This window comes from Planctobacterium sp. R6 (genome assembly GCF_055755215.1).
Map to the genome: position 1 here is coordinate 28,268 of NZ_JBVTQY010000009.1, position 15,536 is coordinate 43,803.

Consider the following 15,536-nt stretch of genomic DNA (forward strand, 5'->3'; position numbering starts at 1 on the left):
TTTACCATTGCCCCAGTGTTACCAGTTTGCGCAGCATTCTGAAAGAAACACCCGCCCCAAAGATTGCAAGCCCGGTTGAAAAGGCCGACATATTCAAAAAGTAAAGAATGTCAGACGGCACAGCTTCAAATAAAGTACCTACGCCATTGGTCAGAAATACAGGTGGTTGAAACTTAGTGAACATATACACAATGCCATCCATGAGCATTTCAAACACAAACAAAAACAAGTCCTTAAGAAAGTTAAGGAGCATCAGAAAAAGATCGTGTAACCAGTCAACAAATCCCTGAAACACATCTGTCAGCCAATCCATCATAATATTGCCACCCTAAACGCCATGAATGAAAAGCAAAGAATTACAACGGACTGAATAATCGGCCAGATATTGTTCATAACAGGAGAGCAAAGCTGGTCAATTACAAGGTTGTAATCCATGTACGCTATATACGCAGAATAAATCGGACACTCCCCGGAGAACGACACGTCAAAAAAGCCATCTACCGCTGAAAATAACGGTGCTTCTTTCATTCTGTTAACCGCATCTTCCATAACAGTGCCGTAGTTTTTAGTCTGGTAATCATTTGGCTCAGTTAAATCGATAATCTCCTGAGGAACTGAAAAATCGATAGCGCCACCCGGCCCCAGATTATTCTCGATATCATCAAGCTTTTGCCCAAGTTGATTAGTTTGTGCTGAAATTGCCGAAATTATACCTGCATCATCAAATGCCACATTGACTGTAGTCCCAGACCCGTTGTTGGCGTATACCGGGTCGTCTACTCCATCACCGTCTGAATCCAAATCCTGCTCATTGGGAATACCGTCGCCATCCACATCGGGGTCAGCATAATCAGCCACGTTGTCGCCATCCATATCACCGGACAGGCAGATAAATTCCGTTTGTGTTCCGAGTCCAAAGAAGCCGCACCCTTCCATACATGAAAATCCATCGCAGACATTTGCCGGGTCTTCTGCACAGGCAAGTACGCCGTTTCCAATGTCTTCACAGGTGGTCTGCGGGTCGTTGTCAGCGATATCAGAAAAGGCACTGTCATCAAACATGGGAATGTCGCCATCATAGCAATTCGCCTCAAAATTCGGGGTGTAATACTCACCATCGGATGACATGTCATAGGCACACATTGAGCCGTCATCCCGTTGATTGCAAACCCTTGCATTGCCTGAACCATCTGGCGGAAGCATAAAATCAGGTGATGATGGGCTTTTAGGGCATGAATCACGATTTGAGAGGTCCAACGGGTCAAAACACATGCTAATTTCAGATTGTGTTACCGTGACCGTGTAATAAGGTTTGTTTTGTGGTGGACAGCTGTATACCGTTACGGAGGCGACCTGAACAGCGACCTCATGAATCACTGTCCATGCTGGCGGGTCAAAGCGACCGTCAGTATATCCACAACTGCATTGCCCGGTCAGGACTGAGTTGGCAACACTTGATGACTGAATACTACACCCTGAAACAATCGGGTTTCTGTCGCTTTGCTCGTACGCTGAACAGTAGGCACTTATAGCATTCCCGGGGTCTCCGCCATTGTGCATATCATTCGTAACAGCCACAATGGTTGACTCAGATTTTTGAGCCAGACCGTTACTGATATGAAACAGATGCCCGTCAATATCAAGCCCCTCAGTAATCTGAATATTTGCGACCGCAGAAAATGCCGCTGTCAGACAGAAGACCAGCAGCAGTAAGGACAGATAAAACTTTATAATAAAGAAAAAGGCCTTAAGTGGATGGCAGACGATGTATTTAGCAAGCCAGAAGAATTTTCTAGCTATTGGAATTAAAACCCGCGATTGCTGCATACGCACAGGTCACCCCCAGTAACGCGATAAGACAAAGCCAAATCATAAAACCCCCTCAAAGAATAAAGGGGGCAACCCCCCCTTGAACAACAAAGAAAACCGGATTAGCGGAACCAACCGATAATTTTGTTATAACCCCACTTAGCAACACCGGGAGCAACCTTTACTACGGCTGCTGCGGTGAGCGCAGTGACAACGACGCCAGAGGCGATTTGAGCTAAAATATCTGTAAAATCCATAATGGACTCCTTTAGTCTTTCGTGGCGAAAAATGAAATTACCGTTTGATAGCCCCACGCCACTAAATAGGCAGTCAACGGCAAGAAAAAGAATGCATTAAAAACAAGTTCGTATTGCTCAGCCGGAACGCGCTGGGGCAAAAGTAAATCTTCGATAGTTAAGGGGACCGTTTCGGTATCGCCACCAGAGCCACCAGAGTCAGATTGTCCAGGCGGTGCAATTCCGGTTATCTGTGCGTAATAATTCGGCTCAATAGCAACATAATGGCCGCGTGAAACACACTCAGACGGTGCAATGTCATAGCCGTGATAGTTGACCCCTGTAGTAAATGCACACGCACCAAATTCATAATTTGTCGCACCATCCGTATCACCGGGCGGTGAGTAATAGTTACTGTAATTGGCCGCGGTATCTATCCAGTACATACCGGATTCGGTGCACTGGTCCCATTCAAGACCCGTTGGCTCCAACTGGGTAGCAGGCGGCCCACTTACCGATAAATAACACCCCATCATTGCACCCCGTAAATTAGCTCGTAACTACCGTCGTCCTGATGCTCAAATGTGACCCGGTCAAATACTGACAAGCGCACCATGGCGTGGTCAAATTGTGCAAACGGAATCGCTACGCCAAAACCATTTTTGCCATTACTGATAAAGGTATAATCACCGTCAGGAAAATAACTATTAAAAACGAAGTTAATGTCAGTCGCCTGAAAGACATTTTGGCCTCCCTCGACAAAAATGGTTTTATCCATGGTTATGCGTCCTTTTTAGGGGCCTGATGCTGTCTGACTGGCTCAGCACCAACTACCATGTTTTTCATGGGGTTCTCAGGGTCAGGCTCCAGCTGAACGTCCATGTGCGCGGGGTATGCGTTACCAAGGAATTCTTCAATCAGTTTCGGGTCAGCCTTGACCTTAAAGCCCGACTGTTTTTCGTCTGCATGAAAGCCAGCTACGCGCTTTTCGCCGTTCTCGGTTTTCCATGGTCTTAGTGGTGTACAGCAATAGAGGGTGGCTATTTCGTAGGGCTTATTGTTTGATTTGCCTACGCCTTTTGAATGTTCAAATCCGGTTACGAATAATTGCATGGTTTTACTTCCTCAAGTGGTCTTAAATCAAAGTTAAGTAGATGTTTATAGGTATCCGGCAGGCTGAATTTCCCACCGGTTTCGCGGGCGATAATGGTGTATGCACGTTCAATATCCCCGTTGAAGTGTTCGGCAACGTCTGTAAGAAGTTTGCCGACTTGCCTGCGCGCCCAGCGGATTTTTCCGGCAAATTCCAGACGGGTTTTTACCTGGGCTAACCGGACGCGTTGCAATCTGTCTGCTGAAATCTGTTCTTTGTAGGAAGCGGAAAAGGCACAAAGGGCGGCAAAAGCTGCGGGGAGATCTTCCAGTACGGCGACCGAGACTTTTTTAAGTTCGACCTCTGTCCTGTACCACGTTTTATCAGATACGCCCTGCTCTAGAGATTTGTCGTATATGCGCCAGAAAACCGGACTTTTGCGGCTTCCCACGTAAACGGTATCACCGAACAGTTCTTTGCTGGTGCGGGGGCGTCTGATATCCAGTTGCGGGGTTCTGCCCCCTTTGGGGTTGTTAAAGCCGTTGTCAGCGTAGGCGCTTTCAGCGTATTTAGTGCCGAAATTACCGGTGAAATCATCATAGGCAATGTCGATACGGGAAAGCCTGATAATGCTTAAAACTTTAGAGAGCCAGAAATGCAGTACAAAGGGGCGGATTTTGGCAAAGGTGTGCTGGCAACCGGTGCCGGATATCTGAATGTATACAGTATCGTTGTTGCCACCATAGGCCAGAAATCCGACTTCAATTTTTCCGGTTGGGTCGTACAGACGTCTGGATTCGTTGTAACCGTGCAGGCCTTTATTGCGCGGATGGCCGACTTTGAGGTTTAGAATTTTTTCAATGAACTGGTGGCAGCGCTGATAGCACACCTCTTCAAATTTGGCCTGATAGTCGAGAATCAACGCTTCTTTGGCTTCCAGAGTTTTGGCTTTTCTGAAAAGCGGTTGCGGGAGTCTGACCCACTGGTTGCGTTTTGTTGACTCTTTACCTGCCCGGTTCAGGTGGCGGAAGTCGGCAACCGGCACAGTAAACGCAAGATGGTCAACAAACAAGGTGTCGTGAAGTTTCCATTCTTTATTCATCGAACACCCCCGCCTTGCACAATTCCGGGTAATTCTTCGGGGTGATTTCAGTTAACTGGTATTGGGTGCCGTATTCGCTGGTTAAGAAGTCCCGCAATTCCGACATAGAGTTAAACCATTCATTACGACACGGCCAGTCTGAACATGTGGCGTTCACTCCTGCTCCGTCATTGTCGTAATAGATGGTGATCATCAGATATACGCCTTACCTTCGGCTTCTAAGAGCTTTTTACGTAGCACTGGCATATTTATAAACCGAAGGCCGCCACGACAAAATTGAACAGTTGGCCAATAACCTTTGTCACATTCCTGCTGTATAGATTTAACCGTTCTGCCTTGCAATTTGGCAAAGGCTTCCAATGTAAGGGGTACATCGGGGTTTGATGCTGGACTAATTTCGTCGATTTCGGCAGCCATTGTGGTAACCTTTGGTCGTTAGTTAGGTAAATTTGTTTTACGGGGTGATAATAGGTTCAATAAATGTGCCTTACAAGTACATATTGTGAACTTATCTATATTTTATGGATATATCTTTAGATTTTGATGCTATATGTGGGCGCGTATTTAAAGCCTGTAATCAAAAAACACTAGGCGGAATAGCCAAAGTTTTGGAAATGAGCAAAGGCGCTCCAGATGGTTGGCGCAAGAATAAAAAGATTCCAGGTGATGTACTGATCAAAATCTCAATCGTATTTGATGTATCAATCGATTATTTGGTATTCGGTACAGAGCCAATGGCAGAAAAAAGTAAAGTAGATAAAGCATTCATGAAATCAATGTTAATGCTTGTAGGTACCCAGTGCATGAAAAAAGGAGAGAATTACAACGAAGAATTGATAAAAATGATAGGCGATTATTTTTACAAAACGCTTAACAACGAGAGTGTAGAGAACGATATCACGGAAATGGAAAAATTAGTCAATCTCACTAAGTAACTCTTCTAATCTTGATATTTTATCAACGTCACTTAATTTTTTTAATTCCCTAAATTTCCTCCCTAACATCACATCCTTTGCAGATTGCATAAGCACAATATTTGAATTATCGACGTCATTAAAATTATTGTAGCTTTCCCTATACCTTACAGCCAAGGCTATTATCAAACCACTACAAACAAATATCGTTATCTTTATTGCGACTTCCATAACGTACCACATAGTAAACAGAGTAAAGAAAGATGCACACATTCAGTGATGGTATTGCATAAGTATAAAGCGTAGTAAACCACTGAAACTTAAATGTAATTGAGTCAACCATCGCTGCGAACTGTAAAACGATAAAGGCAAAAAACGTAGTTGATATCATTACATAAAGTTTACTTTTTTGTAGCTGCAGCACTCTATGAAGAACGTTTAAAACCATAATATATAAAAGGTCACAAAGCATCCAAAAAGGAAACCATATATAGTACGAATAATTGTGATGTACGGTTACAAACTGAATCAGGGGATCCCTAACGTCCCTCATAAAAAGTTCCAATGGCACAAGTGATATCAACGCTAAAGATGCACTATCGAAACCTCTACGAGCCAAACAAAAAAAGAATGCAAAAGTATAAAAATATACCATTGCATCCCCTAAACTAAAAAAAAGAAAAAAATCCATAAACCCCCTTTAGTCAGTAGGCGGCTTCCAACCATCCCCATTACCTCTTTCTACCGGAGGTTTCCAGCCATCACCATTTCCATCTGAAAGAAGAGGTCTTATACCACCGCCACCCCCTAGGTTATTAGGGACTGGAAAACTAATATTCCCAGCTTGAAAAGCATTAGTATTAGGAAGGCTATTGTTCCGAGAAGGATTAAAGCCGGAGCCATTTCCAAAACCTTCAAAACAAATGCCAGCAATGCATATAGTATTCCCTGAAGTACTTCCATGCTTGTTCCTTTTTTCGTCTGCAACTACGCTAAACATTAGTGTCAATGCTGTGAATGCTAATAAATATTTTGCTCTTTTCATAGTGTTTAACTCCATATATGGGTAAATAATTTACTTAGCCCTTGATAATCAATTACTTATGATTGGGGCTTTGTTAGGTTACACTGGATTCACAATATGGTTAATTTTTGATTTCTATGAGTATTAAGAAAACGAACGATGGTTGGATTGTTAGACTCTATCCCGATGGGAAAGGCGGTCGTGATATACGGAGGAAGGCTGCAACTAAAGCCGAAGCACTTAGAATTGAACGTGATTTAATTGCAAAAATTGAGAATGATGAAAGCATCGGGACAAAAAAGGATAACACAAGACTTTTAGTTTTAATTAAACGTTGGTTTGACGCTAAAGGCTTCTTACTTACAGACTCCAAAGCCAGATTGATGAAACTTAACAATTTGGCTAATGGTTTAGGAAATCCAATAGCCAGACTGCTTAAAACAGAAGATTTAACCGATTATCGACAAAAGCGCCTTTCTGGAAAAGCGGCAGTAAAACCAGCCACCGTGAAACGTGAATTTGATTATCTAAGAGCCGTATTCAATCAGCAGATCAAATCAGGTCAATTTAATGGTAGTAACCCCGTATTAGGTGTTGAATATGAGAAGCAGCAAAGAAGTGCAGTAAGGTTCCTGACGATTCCAGAGCAAAAGAAACTTTTAAAAGCATGTGAAGAATCAGAGAGCAGGCATTTACTGATTATCGTATTGATTTGCCTATCTACAGGCACTCGTTGGAGTGAAGCTGAAAAGCTAGAACCGGGCCAAGTTTACGATTGCAGAATAATGTTAAACCGAACCAAAGGGAAAAAACCTCGAACATTACGAATAAGTAAAACGCTGTATGCGCTTATAAAGGCACATACCCCCCAATCTAAAGAAAGACTGTTTTGTGGTACCTATGATGCTTTTGAGGCGGCTATAGCTCGTTCTGGTATAGTTTTGCCTGATGGTCAAATGACACATGTTTTACGTCATACGTTTGCTGTCTACTTTATGAAGAATGGAGGAGATATTCTTACGCTAAAAGATGTTCTCGGCCACAGCAGTATTCAAACCACTATGGTTTATCTGGAACATGGAGCAAGTCACCTGGAAAAAATGGCTGAATTAAATCCGGTAGTTTCAAATGACCTGCTAAAGCAAGTTTAGTTTTGTAATTTTTGTAGGCATTTTGTCGGCATTGGCGAGATAATATCTGTTGACAAAGTGAAATACATTTAGAATGTTTTGCCGGTAAGCATTTGATTTTTATGTGGTTTTAAATGGTGCCCGGGGCCGGACTTGAACCGGCACGATCTTACGATCGAGGGATTTTAAATCCCTTGTGTCTACCAATTTCACCACCCGGGCTTAGGGGGTTAGTGCAATTGCACTATTGGATTTTCCAAATTATGGAGGCGGGTCCCGGAGTCGAACCGAGGTCCACGGATTTGCAATCCGCTGCATAGCCACTCTGCCAACCCGCCAGCATTTGGAGCGGGAAACGAGATTCGAACTCGCGACCCCAACCTTGGCAAGGTTGTGCTCTACCAGCTGAGCTATTCCCGCAAATACTTGCTACGTTTTAAGGATGTTTCAGTTGAGTGACGGCACCTCAAAACGTGGAGCAGGATTTTACAGTGAAGCGCCCTACTGTCAACAGAAAAAATGTTCTTTTTAAACTGACTGCTTGATTTTTGGCTTAAGTGCGTCATTTTCAAACAATTTCGCGTTATTTTGCGTATTTACGAATAGTCGTCCATGCGGCAACCGAATACTGGGCCATAGAGTACACCGATAATACGGTGGCAACATAAAGCAAAATATAGCCAAGAGTTACCCAGTACAAAACTTCAAATTCAGACAATAATCCGATTAGTGCCAACATTTGAGCCATGGTTTTTGCTTTCCCCCAGAATGACACCTTTACCGTGTCAGACTCACCGTGCTTGGCCATCCACTCCCTTAACGAAGACACAAAGATCTCACGAGACATCAACAAAATAGCCGGAATAGTGATCCACAAAGTGCTATATGTATGCGTAATCATTAACAGCGCGGCTGCGACAATCAATTTATCGGCTACCGGGTCCAGGAATGCACCAAAACTGGTGGTTTGTTGTAGCTTTCTGGCCAGATAACCATCAAACCAGTCCGTGATTGCGGCTAACCAAAATATAAAGGCGCCGGCCTGATGTGCCCACTGCCAGTCCAGGTAGTAGACAACGACAAACACGGGGATGAGTAATACTCTAAAAAAAGTAAGCAGGTTGGGAATGGTGTACATTGAATTCCTGTAATCTTCTGTCTGTTTTGGTATCAGGCTGAACGGAGCCAGGCATGAATCTTTTCGGCTAATTCGCGGCTAACGCCCGGGACTTGCTCTAGTTGTTCTACGCTGGCGCCTAACACTTCCTGCAAACCACCCATATATCTTAACAGGCTTTGCCGGCGTTTAGCACCTACTCCTGGAATATCTTCCAGTTTTGAGCGTTTCTTTTCTTTCTGACGACGATTGCGGTGTCCTGCAATGGCAAACCGGTGTGATTCGTCACGGATGTGCTGGATCAGATGTAGGGCGATGGAATCTGCCTCCAGCGGAATAGTCTCGTGGCTGCCTGCCATAATCAGCGTTTCCAGTCCCGGCTTGCGCGAAGTCCCTTTTGCCACACCAATCAATTGTGGTGTTTTATCTCCCTGCCAGTCTTCAAAAAAGGCCTCGGCCTGGGCTAACTGACCTTTACCTCCGTCAATAAACAAGATATCCGGAATTTTGGCAGGATCTGAGCCGGGCTTAAATCGCCTTTTTAGGGCCTGGGCCATAGCGGCATAATCATCACCTGGGGTAATTCCTTCGATGTTGTAACGACGGTAGTCGTTCTTAAAAGGCCCTTCGCGATTAAACACCACACAGGAGGCCACGGTTTGCTGGCCCGAAGTATGGGATATATCGAAACATTCCATCCGCTGAATGGGCTTTTGCCATTCCAGCACCTTTTCCAACTCAAGATAGCGAGCGTGAATTGATTTTTGTTGTGATAATAAGGTGGTTAAAGTGGTTTCGGCATTGGTGGTGGCCAGCTCCAGGTAGCGCTTTTTCTCGTCTCTGAGTCCCTGGTAAAAAGTCACCTTGCGCCCTGCTTCCTGACTTAAGGCTTTTTCCAGGGCGTCTTTGTCTTCGAGTTTAAATGGCAAAACCACCTGGCTGGGAATGCTTTTTCCGCCAGACAAATAGTATTGCACCACAAAAGACTCCAATACTTCGTTGAGCTCGGAATTAGCAGGTACCTTAGGCGTAAAGCTTTTGTTGCCCAGTAATTTATTATCCCGGATGAAAAAGCCTTGAATACAGGCGGTACCATTGCGATAGGCCAAACCAAATACGTCCATTTCTTCCTGCGAGCCGCTAACCCATTGCTGCTCCTGAATACGGTTTAATATAGTGATTTGATCGCGATGAACCGCTGCCTGCTCAAAGTTCAGCGACTGACTGGCGCTTTCCATTTTATCTGCCAAAGAAGCGATAACGTCTTTGCTTTTGCCCTTTAAAAACATGCGCGCTAAATCTACCTGGTCCTGATATTCAGGATCAGAGACATAGCCGGGCACACAGGGAGCTGAACAACGCTTAAGCTGATACTGCAGGCATGGTCTGGAGCGGGCGCGATAATAACTGTCTTCGCATTGGCGCACCGGAAAGATCTTTTGCATCAGACGCAAGCTTTCCCGCACCGACCAGGCACTGGGGTAAGGGCCAAAGTACTCACCGCCCTTCTCTCTTTTGGTGCCGCGAAAAATGCTCAGTCTGGGGTGTTGATGACCAGACAGGTGAATATAGGGATAGGACTTATCATCCCGCAGCAATACGTTGTAACGGGGTTTGTACTTTTTTATAAAGTTATTTTCCAGTATGAAAGCTTCGGTTTCTGAATGCGTTACCGTCACATCCATATTGGCTATATTCTTCACTAAGGAAATGGTTTTTACGCTATCCAGATTGGTCTTAAAGTAACTGGATACCCGCTTTTTCAGATTCTTGGCTTTGCCCACATAAATCACATCCCCTTTGTCGTTATACATGCGATAAACGCCGGGTTGCTGAGTGAGATTTTTGAGAAATGCACCAGAGTCAAACGAATTACTCTGGCTTTCTTCCTTGTCTGACATGGGAATTAAAGGTTATCAGATTTTATCAGGTGATGACGTAATGCAAGGTGAGTGAGTTCGACATCGGAGCTGACATTGAGCTTTTCAAACATTCTGTAACGATAGGTATTGACTGTTTTAGCACTGATATTTAATTGCACCGCAATATCCGGAACTTTGGTGCCTTTGGTGATCATGATCATGATTTGCAGTTCACGCTCAGACAGCGACTTAAAGGGATCATCTTCATTCAGATCCAACTGACCCAACGCGATTTGTTGCGCTATCTCGGGTGCAATGTACTTCTGGCCCCTTGCCACTTTCTGGATAGCAATGATCATTTCCTGGGGATCGGCATCTTTGGTGAGGTAGCCAAACGCTCCCATCTGCATCACTTTTGCAGGAAATGGGTTTTCTTTATGTACTGAAAGCGCCACAACTTTGATGTCTTCATTGATACGCAATATTTGCTTGGTGGCTTCAAGCCCGCCTATACCCGGCATGCTCATGTCCATCAATACAATATCCGGTGGATCTTTACGGCACAGTTTAACTGCCGCCTCACCACTTTGAGCTTCGGCTATTACATTGAATCCTTCAACATCATCCAAAATTCGGCGAATTCCAGTTCTGACCAGGTCATGATCATCAACTAACAGAAGTTTTATCAATCTAGTAGCTCCACTCTAACATCAGGAAGTCTCTTCTTGTTTTGCACAATACAACAATAGAATTTAATCAACAGACCGCCATTGGGCAAGTAAAAATATCCAAATTAGTCAATGACAGCCTGAGCCTGCAGCAATTTTCGAAATATTTGACCATTTATTCAACAATCTGAACCGGTTAACGGTAAAATCCGGAACTCAACCGGTTCCATCCCTTAATGGTATCGGGTAAGCCAACACCGTAATTAACTGCCTTGCATTGCTCAAAACTACAACGGATCACCCAGCGGTCCGGGCAGGTTTTGGACTGCATAGGTAACATAGCTTTACAGCCACATCGACATTTCTTGATTTTTTCCATTGATTAAAAAGATATTTTTTGTGAAACGGTAGCGGTTGGGCGGGTTCAATTCAAGTTTAATCTGATCAAGCGATGGTATTATCTTAGGAATGTATCTGTCCCGGCATAAATTACTCCCGGTCGGCTTCAAACAAGTAGAACCGTGACTAAAGATAAACCCCGGTGTTGGCATTTAAGTATTGTCAGGTTGAATTGGAATAATTCAGCAGTTGGTAGCTCTTTATTAAGGCCCACAAAAAAAGCCGCACTAAAGTGCGGCTTTCTTCGAATTTGGCGGAGAGAGAGGGATTCGAACCCCCGGTGGGTTTAACCCCACGCCTGATTTCAAGTCAGGTGCATTCAACCGAGCTCTGCCATCTCTCCAAATTGTGGAGCGCATATTAATGATGTTGTTTAGGGTTGTAAAGGGTTAATTTCCATTAATTTGTTCGACTGCCTTAACTTTAATCAAATTGACCAAATAATTAGCTAATCAGAAAAATTCGAATATCTGGTTACGCTTTTTCGACCTCTTTACAGTGAATTTTAGTTGAAAAATGTGGTCGAAACCCTAAAACTAGCATTAGATAATAATATCTATTTTTTGCTGACTAACTACGGAGTTTAACGATGCAACAAAATTCAGTGTATTCTGCCAGTTCAAGGCCTTCAGTACTGGAGACCAATAAGGTTCTGCGTAATACCTACATGCTTCTTGGCCTGACACTTGTCTTCAGTGCCATTTGCGCCGGTATTACTATGGGCATGAATCTTTCACCAATGGCGGCTTTAGGCATGTCTATTGGTGCATTTGTGTGTCTCTTTATTGTTAACAAACAAGCAGATAAAGCTTCAGGCTTAGCCTGGATCTTTGTTTTCACAGGTTTATTAGGCGGCTCATTAGGGCCACTACTTAACGCCTATTCCGAATTACAGGGTGGTGGTGCGTTAATCATGCAGGCATTAGGTGCGACGGCATTAGTGTTTTTCGCACTGTCTGGTTATGTATTAACAACTAAGAAAGACTTCTCATTTATGGGCGGTTTTTTGATGGTAGGTTTGATTGTTGCCATCGTAGCCAGCATCGCCAATATCTTTATGGGTATTCCGGCGCTGTCTCTGGCAGTAAGTGCAGCGATTGTATTTATCATGTCTGGCCTGATCCTGTTTGATACCAGCCGTATTATTCACGGTGGTGAGACTAACTACATCAGAGCCACTGTGTCTTTATACCTGAACATCTACAACCTGTTCACCGCAATCCTGCACTTGCTGGGTGCGTTTGGTGGCGACGATTAATCTCTGATTAAACAGAGTCAATTAAAACACCCCGCTTTTGCGGGGTGTTTTGTTTTTACGGTTTGTTAAAGTAAACTATCCGTATGAAAACATTCCTGATTTTAGTAACCAGCTCACCAACTGCCTCGGCTAATTGTTATTCCGCTTTACAATTCGCAAAAGCGGCAGCTGAGCAATCCAATAAGGTGGCGCTGTTCTTTTATGGCGAGGGTATTCACAACGCCAATGCTTTTATGCAACCACCCGGTGATGAGCTTAATCTTCACAAGCAATGGACGGAGCTGGCTCAAGACAGCAATGTGGAACTGATTGTCTGTGCTTCAGCTGCGATTAAACGTGGCGTTATTACCGAGGAAGATGCACAGCAAACAAACGCCTTTAACCTCAGTGCACCCTTTCACGCTGGCGGCCTGGCAGAGTTCAGCCAGCTAAGCCAAACTGCTGAGCATTTTATACAGTTTTAATATGACAAAAAACATCGCTTTAGTTATTACTCAGCCGCCATTTGCCAACACCTCCGGGCAAGACGCCGTGGATATGGCAATGGTGTTGGGCACCTTTGAGATCCCCACCGCCATGTTCTTTGTTTCAGGTGGCGTTCGGCAACTGACATCCGTGAATACCACCGGTACCTCATTAAAAGATTTTACCAAAAGCTTTGCAGCTCTGCCCTTTTACGACATTGAGAACATTTATGCCAGTCAATTGGATTTGCAACGGCATAATATCAACCAGCAAGAGTTACCTGATTTTGTGCAGGTACTAACCCCGGCGGATCTGTCGCTGACACTTTCCGAATATCAACGAGTCATTCGATTTTGAGCACCCTACACCTGTTAACCAACAATGCCGGATTTGACTTGCTCAGTGAGCAGGCTTATCTGATTACGCCAGAAGATGCGCTGGTATTAATGGCTGAAGCCGTTTATCTGGCCAATGACAGTTTACCCCTGCAACAGAAAGTTTATGTGCTGCAAGAAGATTTGCAGCTCAGAGGTATGGCATTGCGCAGCTCCAACCTGGAACAACTTAATTACCCGCAGTTAGTCGCGCTGACAGCACAATTTGACAGAACCCTGTCGTGGTAAGGAAAACATTAATGTCCGATACATTAGAATTTAATGGTAAAAGCATTCCGTTGGACAAAAACGGGTATTTACAAAACGTTGAAGATTGGGACGCGGACATGGTGCCGCTGTTAGCGGAATCTGAAAATATCCAGTTAACTGACAGTCACTGGGAAGTAGTCTGGTTTGTTCGCGAGTTTTATCTGGAATTTAATACCAGCCCGGCAATCAGAGCGCTGGTTAACGCCATGAAAAAGAAACTGGGGGAAGATAAAGGAAACAGCCGTTATCTGCATCGACTGTTCCCTAAAGGTGCGGCTAAACAAGCGACTAAGCTTGCCGGATTGCCAAAACCGGCTAAATGCCTGTGAGTTAGTTCTTTTGGCCCATGCCTTCGTTTACTGTCACGAATATTTCAAATCCGATGTAACCGATAAAACCTATGATGGCCAGAATACATAACCAGTATATCCACTTCATCATTTGTTTGAACTCACGACTTCTTGCCATAACGACCCCTGTGATACTTTTTATCCGATAACATTGTTACCGGATAGTATTACGCTACCGAAATTTTTTCCAGTCCACCCATGTAGCCTTGCAGCACTTTTGGAATAGCAACACTGCCATCAGCCTGTTGGTTGTTTTCCAAAATAGCCACCAGGGTACGACCTACCGCCAATCCGGAGCCATTTAGGGTATGAATTAGCTCAGGTTTTTGGTTGTCGGCGGCACGATAGCGAGCCTGCATCCGTCTGGCCTGGAAATCGCCCATATTACTGCAGCTGGAAATCTCTCTGTAAGTGTTTTGCGCTGGCAGCCACACTTCTAAATCGTAGGTTTTGCAGCTGGCAAAGCCCATATCACCGGTGCACAACAGGACTTTACGATAAGGCAGTTCCAGTAACTGCAAAATCTTTTCAGCATGGCCGGTAAGTTCTTCCAGGGCTTCCATGGATTTAGCTGGCTCAACCAACTGCACCAATTCCACCTTATCAAACTGATGTTGTCTGATTAAGCCGCGGGTATCACGCCCATAGGAGCCTGCTTCACTTCTGAAACAGGGGGTATGTGCGGTCATTTTTACCGGTAATTGTTTAGCATCAAAAATAACATCTCTGGCAATGTTGGTCAGTGGCACTTCCGCAGTTGGGATCAGCGCCAGGCCTTGCCCTTCTTCGGTGGCCGGTTTGGTGTGAAACAAATCTTCACCAAATTTAGGCAATTGACCGGTGCCAAACAGCGACTCGTCGTTTACCAGCAAAGGAACGTAGCACTCTTCATAACCGTGCCCGGCGGTGTGAGTGTCCAACATAAACTGCGCCAGAGCGCGATGTAATCTGGCAATTTTACCGTTCATCACTACAAAGCGAGAACCGGTGAGTTTGGCTGCCGTTTCAAAATCGGCACCATTGTTCAACCCAGTTGCGAGATCCACATGATCTTTAACCTCGAAATCAAACGTTTTGGGTGTGCCCCATTTGCTGATTTCCTGGTTTTCGGTTTCGTCTTTACCTGCTGGCACGGCACTGTCAGGCACATTGGGTACAGATTGCGAAATCAGCTGAATTTCTTCCAGTAACGCACTCAATTCATGCTTAGCGGCATCTAATTCGTCACCAAGCTTGCCCACTTCGGCCAGTAAAGGTTGAATATCCTCACCGGATGCTTTGGCTTTACCAATCGACTTGGAACGGACGTTGCGCTCATTTTGTAGTTCTTGTGTTTTTACCTGCAGTGATTTTCTTTTTTCTTCCAGTGCAGCTAACTTTTCAACGTCAAGTTTGAACCCGCGAGCCGCCAGCTTTTCGGCGGTATCTTGCAGATCCGTTCGCAACAATTTTGCATCCAACATGG

The 15,536-nt window shown here is 44.5% G+C and carries 23 protein-coding genes and 4 tRNA genes; 7 read left to right on the plus strand and 20 right to left on the minus strand.

Annotated features, from left to right (window positions below; genetic code table 11):
• Nucleotide 1: 1 nt before the first annotated feature.
• The 9 genes from AC0J20_RS07930 to AC0J20_RS07970 all read right to left on the minus strand — a co-directional run bounded on the left by AC0J20_RS07930 (nt 2) and on the right by AC0J20_RS07970 (nt 4,657).
• Nucleotides 2-316: a hypothetical protein gene (locus AC0J20_RS07930; RefSeq protein WP_473021286.1), complete on the minus strand. Its 315-nt coding sequence runs from the start codon at nt 314-316 to the stop codon at nt 2-4.
• The gene (locus tag AC0J20_RS07935; protein WP_473021287.1) at nt 313-1,833 is read right to left on the minus strand and encodes a hypothetical protein; all 1,521 of its coding nucleotides are present in this window, start codon (nt 1,831-1,833) and stop codon (nt 313-315) included. The genes AC0J20_RS07930 and AC0J20_RS07935 overlap by 4 nt, the downstream gene beginning before the upstream one ends.
• A 98-nt stretch (nt 1,834-1,931) precedes the next feature.
• Nucleotides 1,932-2,066: a hypothetical protein gene (locus AC0J20_RS07940; RefSeq protein WP_473021288.1), complete on the minus strand. Its 135-nt coding sequence runs from the start codon at nt 2,064-2,066 to the stop codon at nt 1,932-1,934.
• A gap of 11 nt (nt 2,067-2,077) precedes the next feature.
• Complete coding sequence (locus tag AC0J20_RS07945) at nt 2,078-2,581, minus strand: hypothetical protein (RefSeq protein ID WP_473021289.1); 504 nt, start codon at nt 2,579-2,581, stop codon at nt 2,078-2,080.
• Nucleotides 2,578-2,823: a hypothetical protein gene (locus AC0J20_RS07950; protein ID WP_473021290.1), complete on the minus strand. Its 246-nt coding sequence runs from the start codon at nt 2,821-2,823 to the stop codon at nt 2,578-2,580. Before AC0J20_RS07950 ends, AC0J20_RS07945 begins: the two co-directional genes overlap by 4 nt.
• A gap of 2 nt (nt 2,824-2,825) precedes the next feature.
• Nucleotides 2,826-3,158, minus strand: a complete 333-nt coding sequence (locus AC0J20_RS07955) for a hypothetical protein (protein ID WP_473021291.1) — start codon at nt 3,156-3,158, stop codon at nt 2,826-2,828.
• A complete protein-coding gene (locus tag AC0J20_RS07960) occupies nt 3,143-4,240 on the minus strand; it encodes a replication initiation factor domain-containing protein (RefSeq protein ID WP_473021292.1) in 1,098 nt (365 codons plus the stop codon). Before AC0J20_RS07960 ends, AC0J20_RS07955 begins: the two co-directional genes overlap by 16 nt.
• On the minus strand, nt 4,233-4,433 hold the full coding sequence (locus AC0J20_RS07965; protein ID WP_229527340.1) for a hypothetical protein: 201 nt from the start codon (nt 4,431-4,433) through the stop codon (nt 4,233-4,235). The genes AC0J20_RS07960 and AC0J20_RS07965 overlap by 8 nt, the downstream gene beginning before the upstream one ends.
• A complete protein-coding gene (locus AC0J20_RS07970; RefSeq protein WP_473021293.1) occupies nt 4,433-4,657 on the minus strand; it encodes a hypothetical protein in 225 nt (74 codons plus the stop codon). The genes AC0J20_RS07965 and AC0J20_RS07970 overlap by 1 nt, the downstream gene beginning before the upstream one ends.
• Nucleotides 4,658-4,761: 104 nt before the next feature.
• Here AC0J20_RS07970 and AC0J20_RS07975 point away from each other — a divergent pair, with 104 nt between their 5' ends.
• Nucleotides 4,762-5,175, plus strand: a complete 414-nt coding sequence (locus tag AC0J20_RS07975; protein ID WP_473021294.1) for a helix-turn-helix domain-containing protein — start codon at nt 4,762-4,764, stop codon at nt 5,173-5,175.
• Here AC0J20_RS07975 and AC0J20_RS07980 read toward each other — a convergent pair.
• On the minus strand, nt 5,155-5,385 hold the full coding sequence (locus AC0J20_RS07980; protein WP_473021295.1) for a hypothetical protein: 231 nt from the start codon (nt 5,383-5,385) through the stop codon (nt 5,155-5,157). The two genes, AC0J20_RS07975 and AC0J20_RS07980, sit on opposite strands and share 21 nt — an antisense overlap.
• A gap of 469 nt (nt 5,386-5,854) precedes the next feature.
• Nucleotides 5,855-6,199: a hypothetical protein gene (locus AC0J20_RS07985; protein WP_473021296.1), complete on the minus strand. Its 345-nt coding sequence runs from the start codon at nt 6,197-6,199 to the stop codon at nt 5,855-5,857.
• 116 nt (nt 6,200-6,315) lie between these two features.
• Between AC0J20_RS07985 and AC0J20_RS07990 the strand changes: the two genes are divergently transcribed.
• The gene (locus tag AC0J20_RS07990) at nt 6,316-7,329 is read left to right on the plus strand and encodes a phage integrase (RefSeq protein ID WP_473021297.1); all 1,014 of its coding nucleotides are present in this window, start codon (nt 6,316-6,318) and stop codon (nt 7,327-7,329) included.
• 114 nt (nt 7,330-7,443) lie between these two features.
• Here AC0J20_RS07990 and AC0J20_RS07995 read toward each other — a convergent pair.
• The 7 genes from AC0J20_RS07995 to AC0J20_RS08025 all read right to left on the minus strand — a co-directional run bounded on the left by AC0J20_RS07995 (nt 7,444) and on the right by AC0J20_RS08025 (nt 11,697).
• Nucleotides 7,444-7,530: transfer RNA gene (locus AC0J20_RS07995), tRNA-Leu, on the minus strand.
• A gap of 42 nt (nt 7,531-7,572) precedes the next feature.
• Nucleotides 7,573-7,646, minus strand: a tRNA-Cys gene (locus AC0J20_RS08000).
• 6 nt (nt 7,647-7,652) lie between these two features.
• Nucleotides 7,653-7,728: transfer RNA gene (locus AC0J20_RS08005), tRNA-Gly, on the minus strand.
• 163 nt (nt 7,729-7,891) lie between these two features.
• A complete protein-coding gene (pgsA, locus tag AC0J20_RS08010; protein ID WP_473021298.1) occupies nt 7,892-8,446 on the minus strand; it encodes a CDP-diacylglycerol--glycerol-3-phosphate 3-phosphatidyltransferase in 555 nt (184 codons plus the stop codon).
• Between the two features lie 32 nt (nt 8,447-8,478).
• On the minus strand, nt 8,479-10,326 hold the full coding sequence (gene uvrC / locus AC0J20_RS08015) for an excinuclease ABC subunit UvrC (RefSeq protein ID WP_473021299.1): 1,848 nt from the start codon (nt 10,324-10,326) through the stop codon (nt 8,479-8,481).
• 5 nt (nt 10,327-10,331) lie between these two features.
• On the minus strand, nt 10,332-10,976 hold the full coding sequence (gene uvrY / locus AC0J20_RS08020) for a UvrY/SirA/GacA family response regulator transcription factor (protein ID WP_229527347.1): 645 nt from the start codon (nt 10,974-10,976) through the stop codon (nt 10,332-10,334).
• Between the two features lie 629 nt (nt 10,977-11,605).
• Nucleotides 11,606-11,697, minus strand: a tRNA-Ser gene (locus AC0J20_RS08025).
• A 246-nt stretch (nt 11,698-11,943) separates the two neighbouring features.
• Between AC0J20_RS08025 and AC0J20_RS08030 the strand changes: the two genes are divergently transcribed.
• From AC0J20_RS08030 to AC0J20_RS08050, 5 genes are all read left to right on the plus strand, one after another.
• A complete protein-coding gene (locus AC0J20_RS08030; RefSeq protein WP_229527348.1) occupies nt 11,944-12,612 on the plus strand; it encodes a Bax inhibitor-1/YccA family protein in 669 nt (222 codons plus the stop codon).
• Between the two features lie 83 nt (nt 12,613-12,695).
• On the plus strand, nt 12,696-13,076 hold the full coding sequence (tusD, locus tag AC0J20_RS08035) for a sulfurtransferase complex subunit TusD (protein ID WP_473021300.1): 381 nt from the start codon (nt 12,696-12,698) through the stop codon (nt 13,074-13,076).
• Between the two features lies 1 nt (nt 13,077).
• Nucleotides 13,078-13,434: a DsrE family protein gene (locus AC0J20_RS08040; RefSeq protein WP_473021301.1), complete on the plus strand. Its 357-nt coding sequence runs from the start codon at nt 13,078-13,080 to the stop codon at nt 13,432-13,434.
• The gene (locus AC0J20_RS08045; RefSeq protein WP_473021302.1) at nt 13,431-13,700 is read left to right on the plus strand and encodes a DsrH/TusB family sulfur relay protein; all 270 of its coding nucleotides are present in this window, start codon (nt 13,431-13,433) and stop codon (nt 13,698-13,700) included. The genes AC0J20_RS08040 and AC0J20_RS08045 overlap by 4 nt, the downstream gene beginning before the upstream one ends.
• 11 nt (nt 13,701-13,711) lie before the next feature.
• The gene (locus AC0J20_RS08050) at nt 13,712-14,050 is read left to right on the plus strand and encodes a TusE/DsrC/DsvC family sulfur relay protein (RefSeq protein WP_229527352.1); all 339 of its coding nucleotides are present in this window, start codon (nt 13,712-13,714) and stop codon (nt 14,048-14,050) included.
• Between the two features lies 1 nt (nt 14,051).
• Here the strand turns inward: AC0J20_RS08050 and AC0J20_RS08055 are convergent, their stop codons facing one another.
• Together AC0J20_RS08055 and serS are read right to left on the minus strand one after the other, a co-directional pair.
• Nucleotides 14,052-14,189, minus strand: coding sequence for a hypothetical protein (locus AC0J20_RS08055; protein ID WP_229527353.1), 138 nt, complete (start codon nt 14,187-14,189; stop codon nt 14,052-14,054).
• Between the two features lie 49 nt (nt 14,190-14,238).
• Complete coding sequence (gene serS, locus AC0J20_RS08060) at nt 14,239-15,534, minus strand: serine--tRNA ligase (protein ID WP_473021303.1); 1,296 nt, start codon at nt 15,532-15,534, stop codon at nt 14,239-14,241.
• Nucleotides 15,535-15,536: the final 2 nt, after the last annotated feature.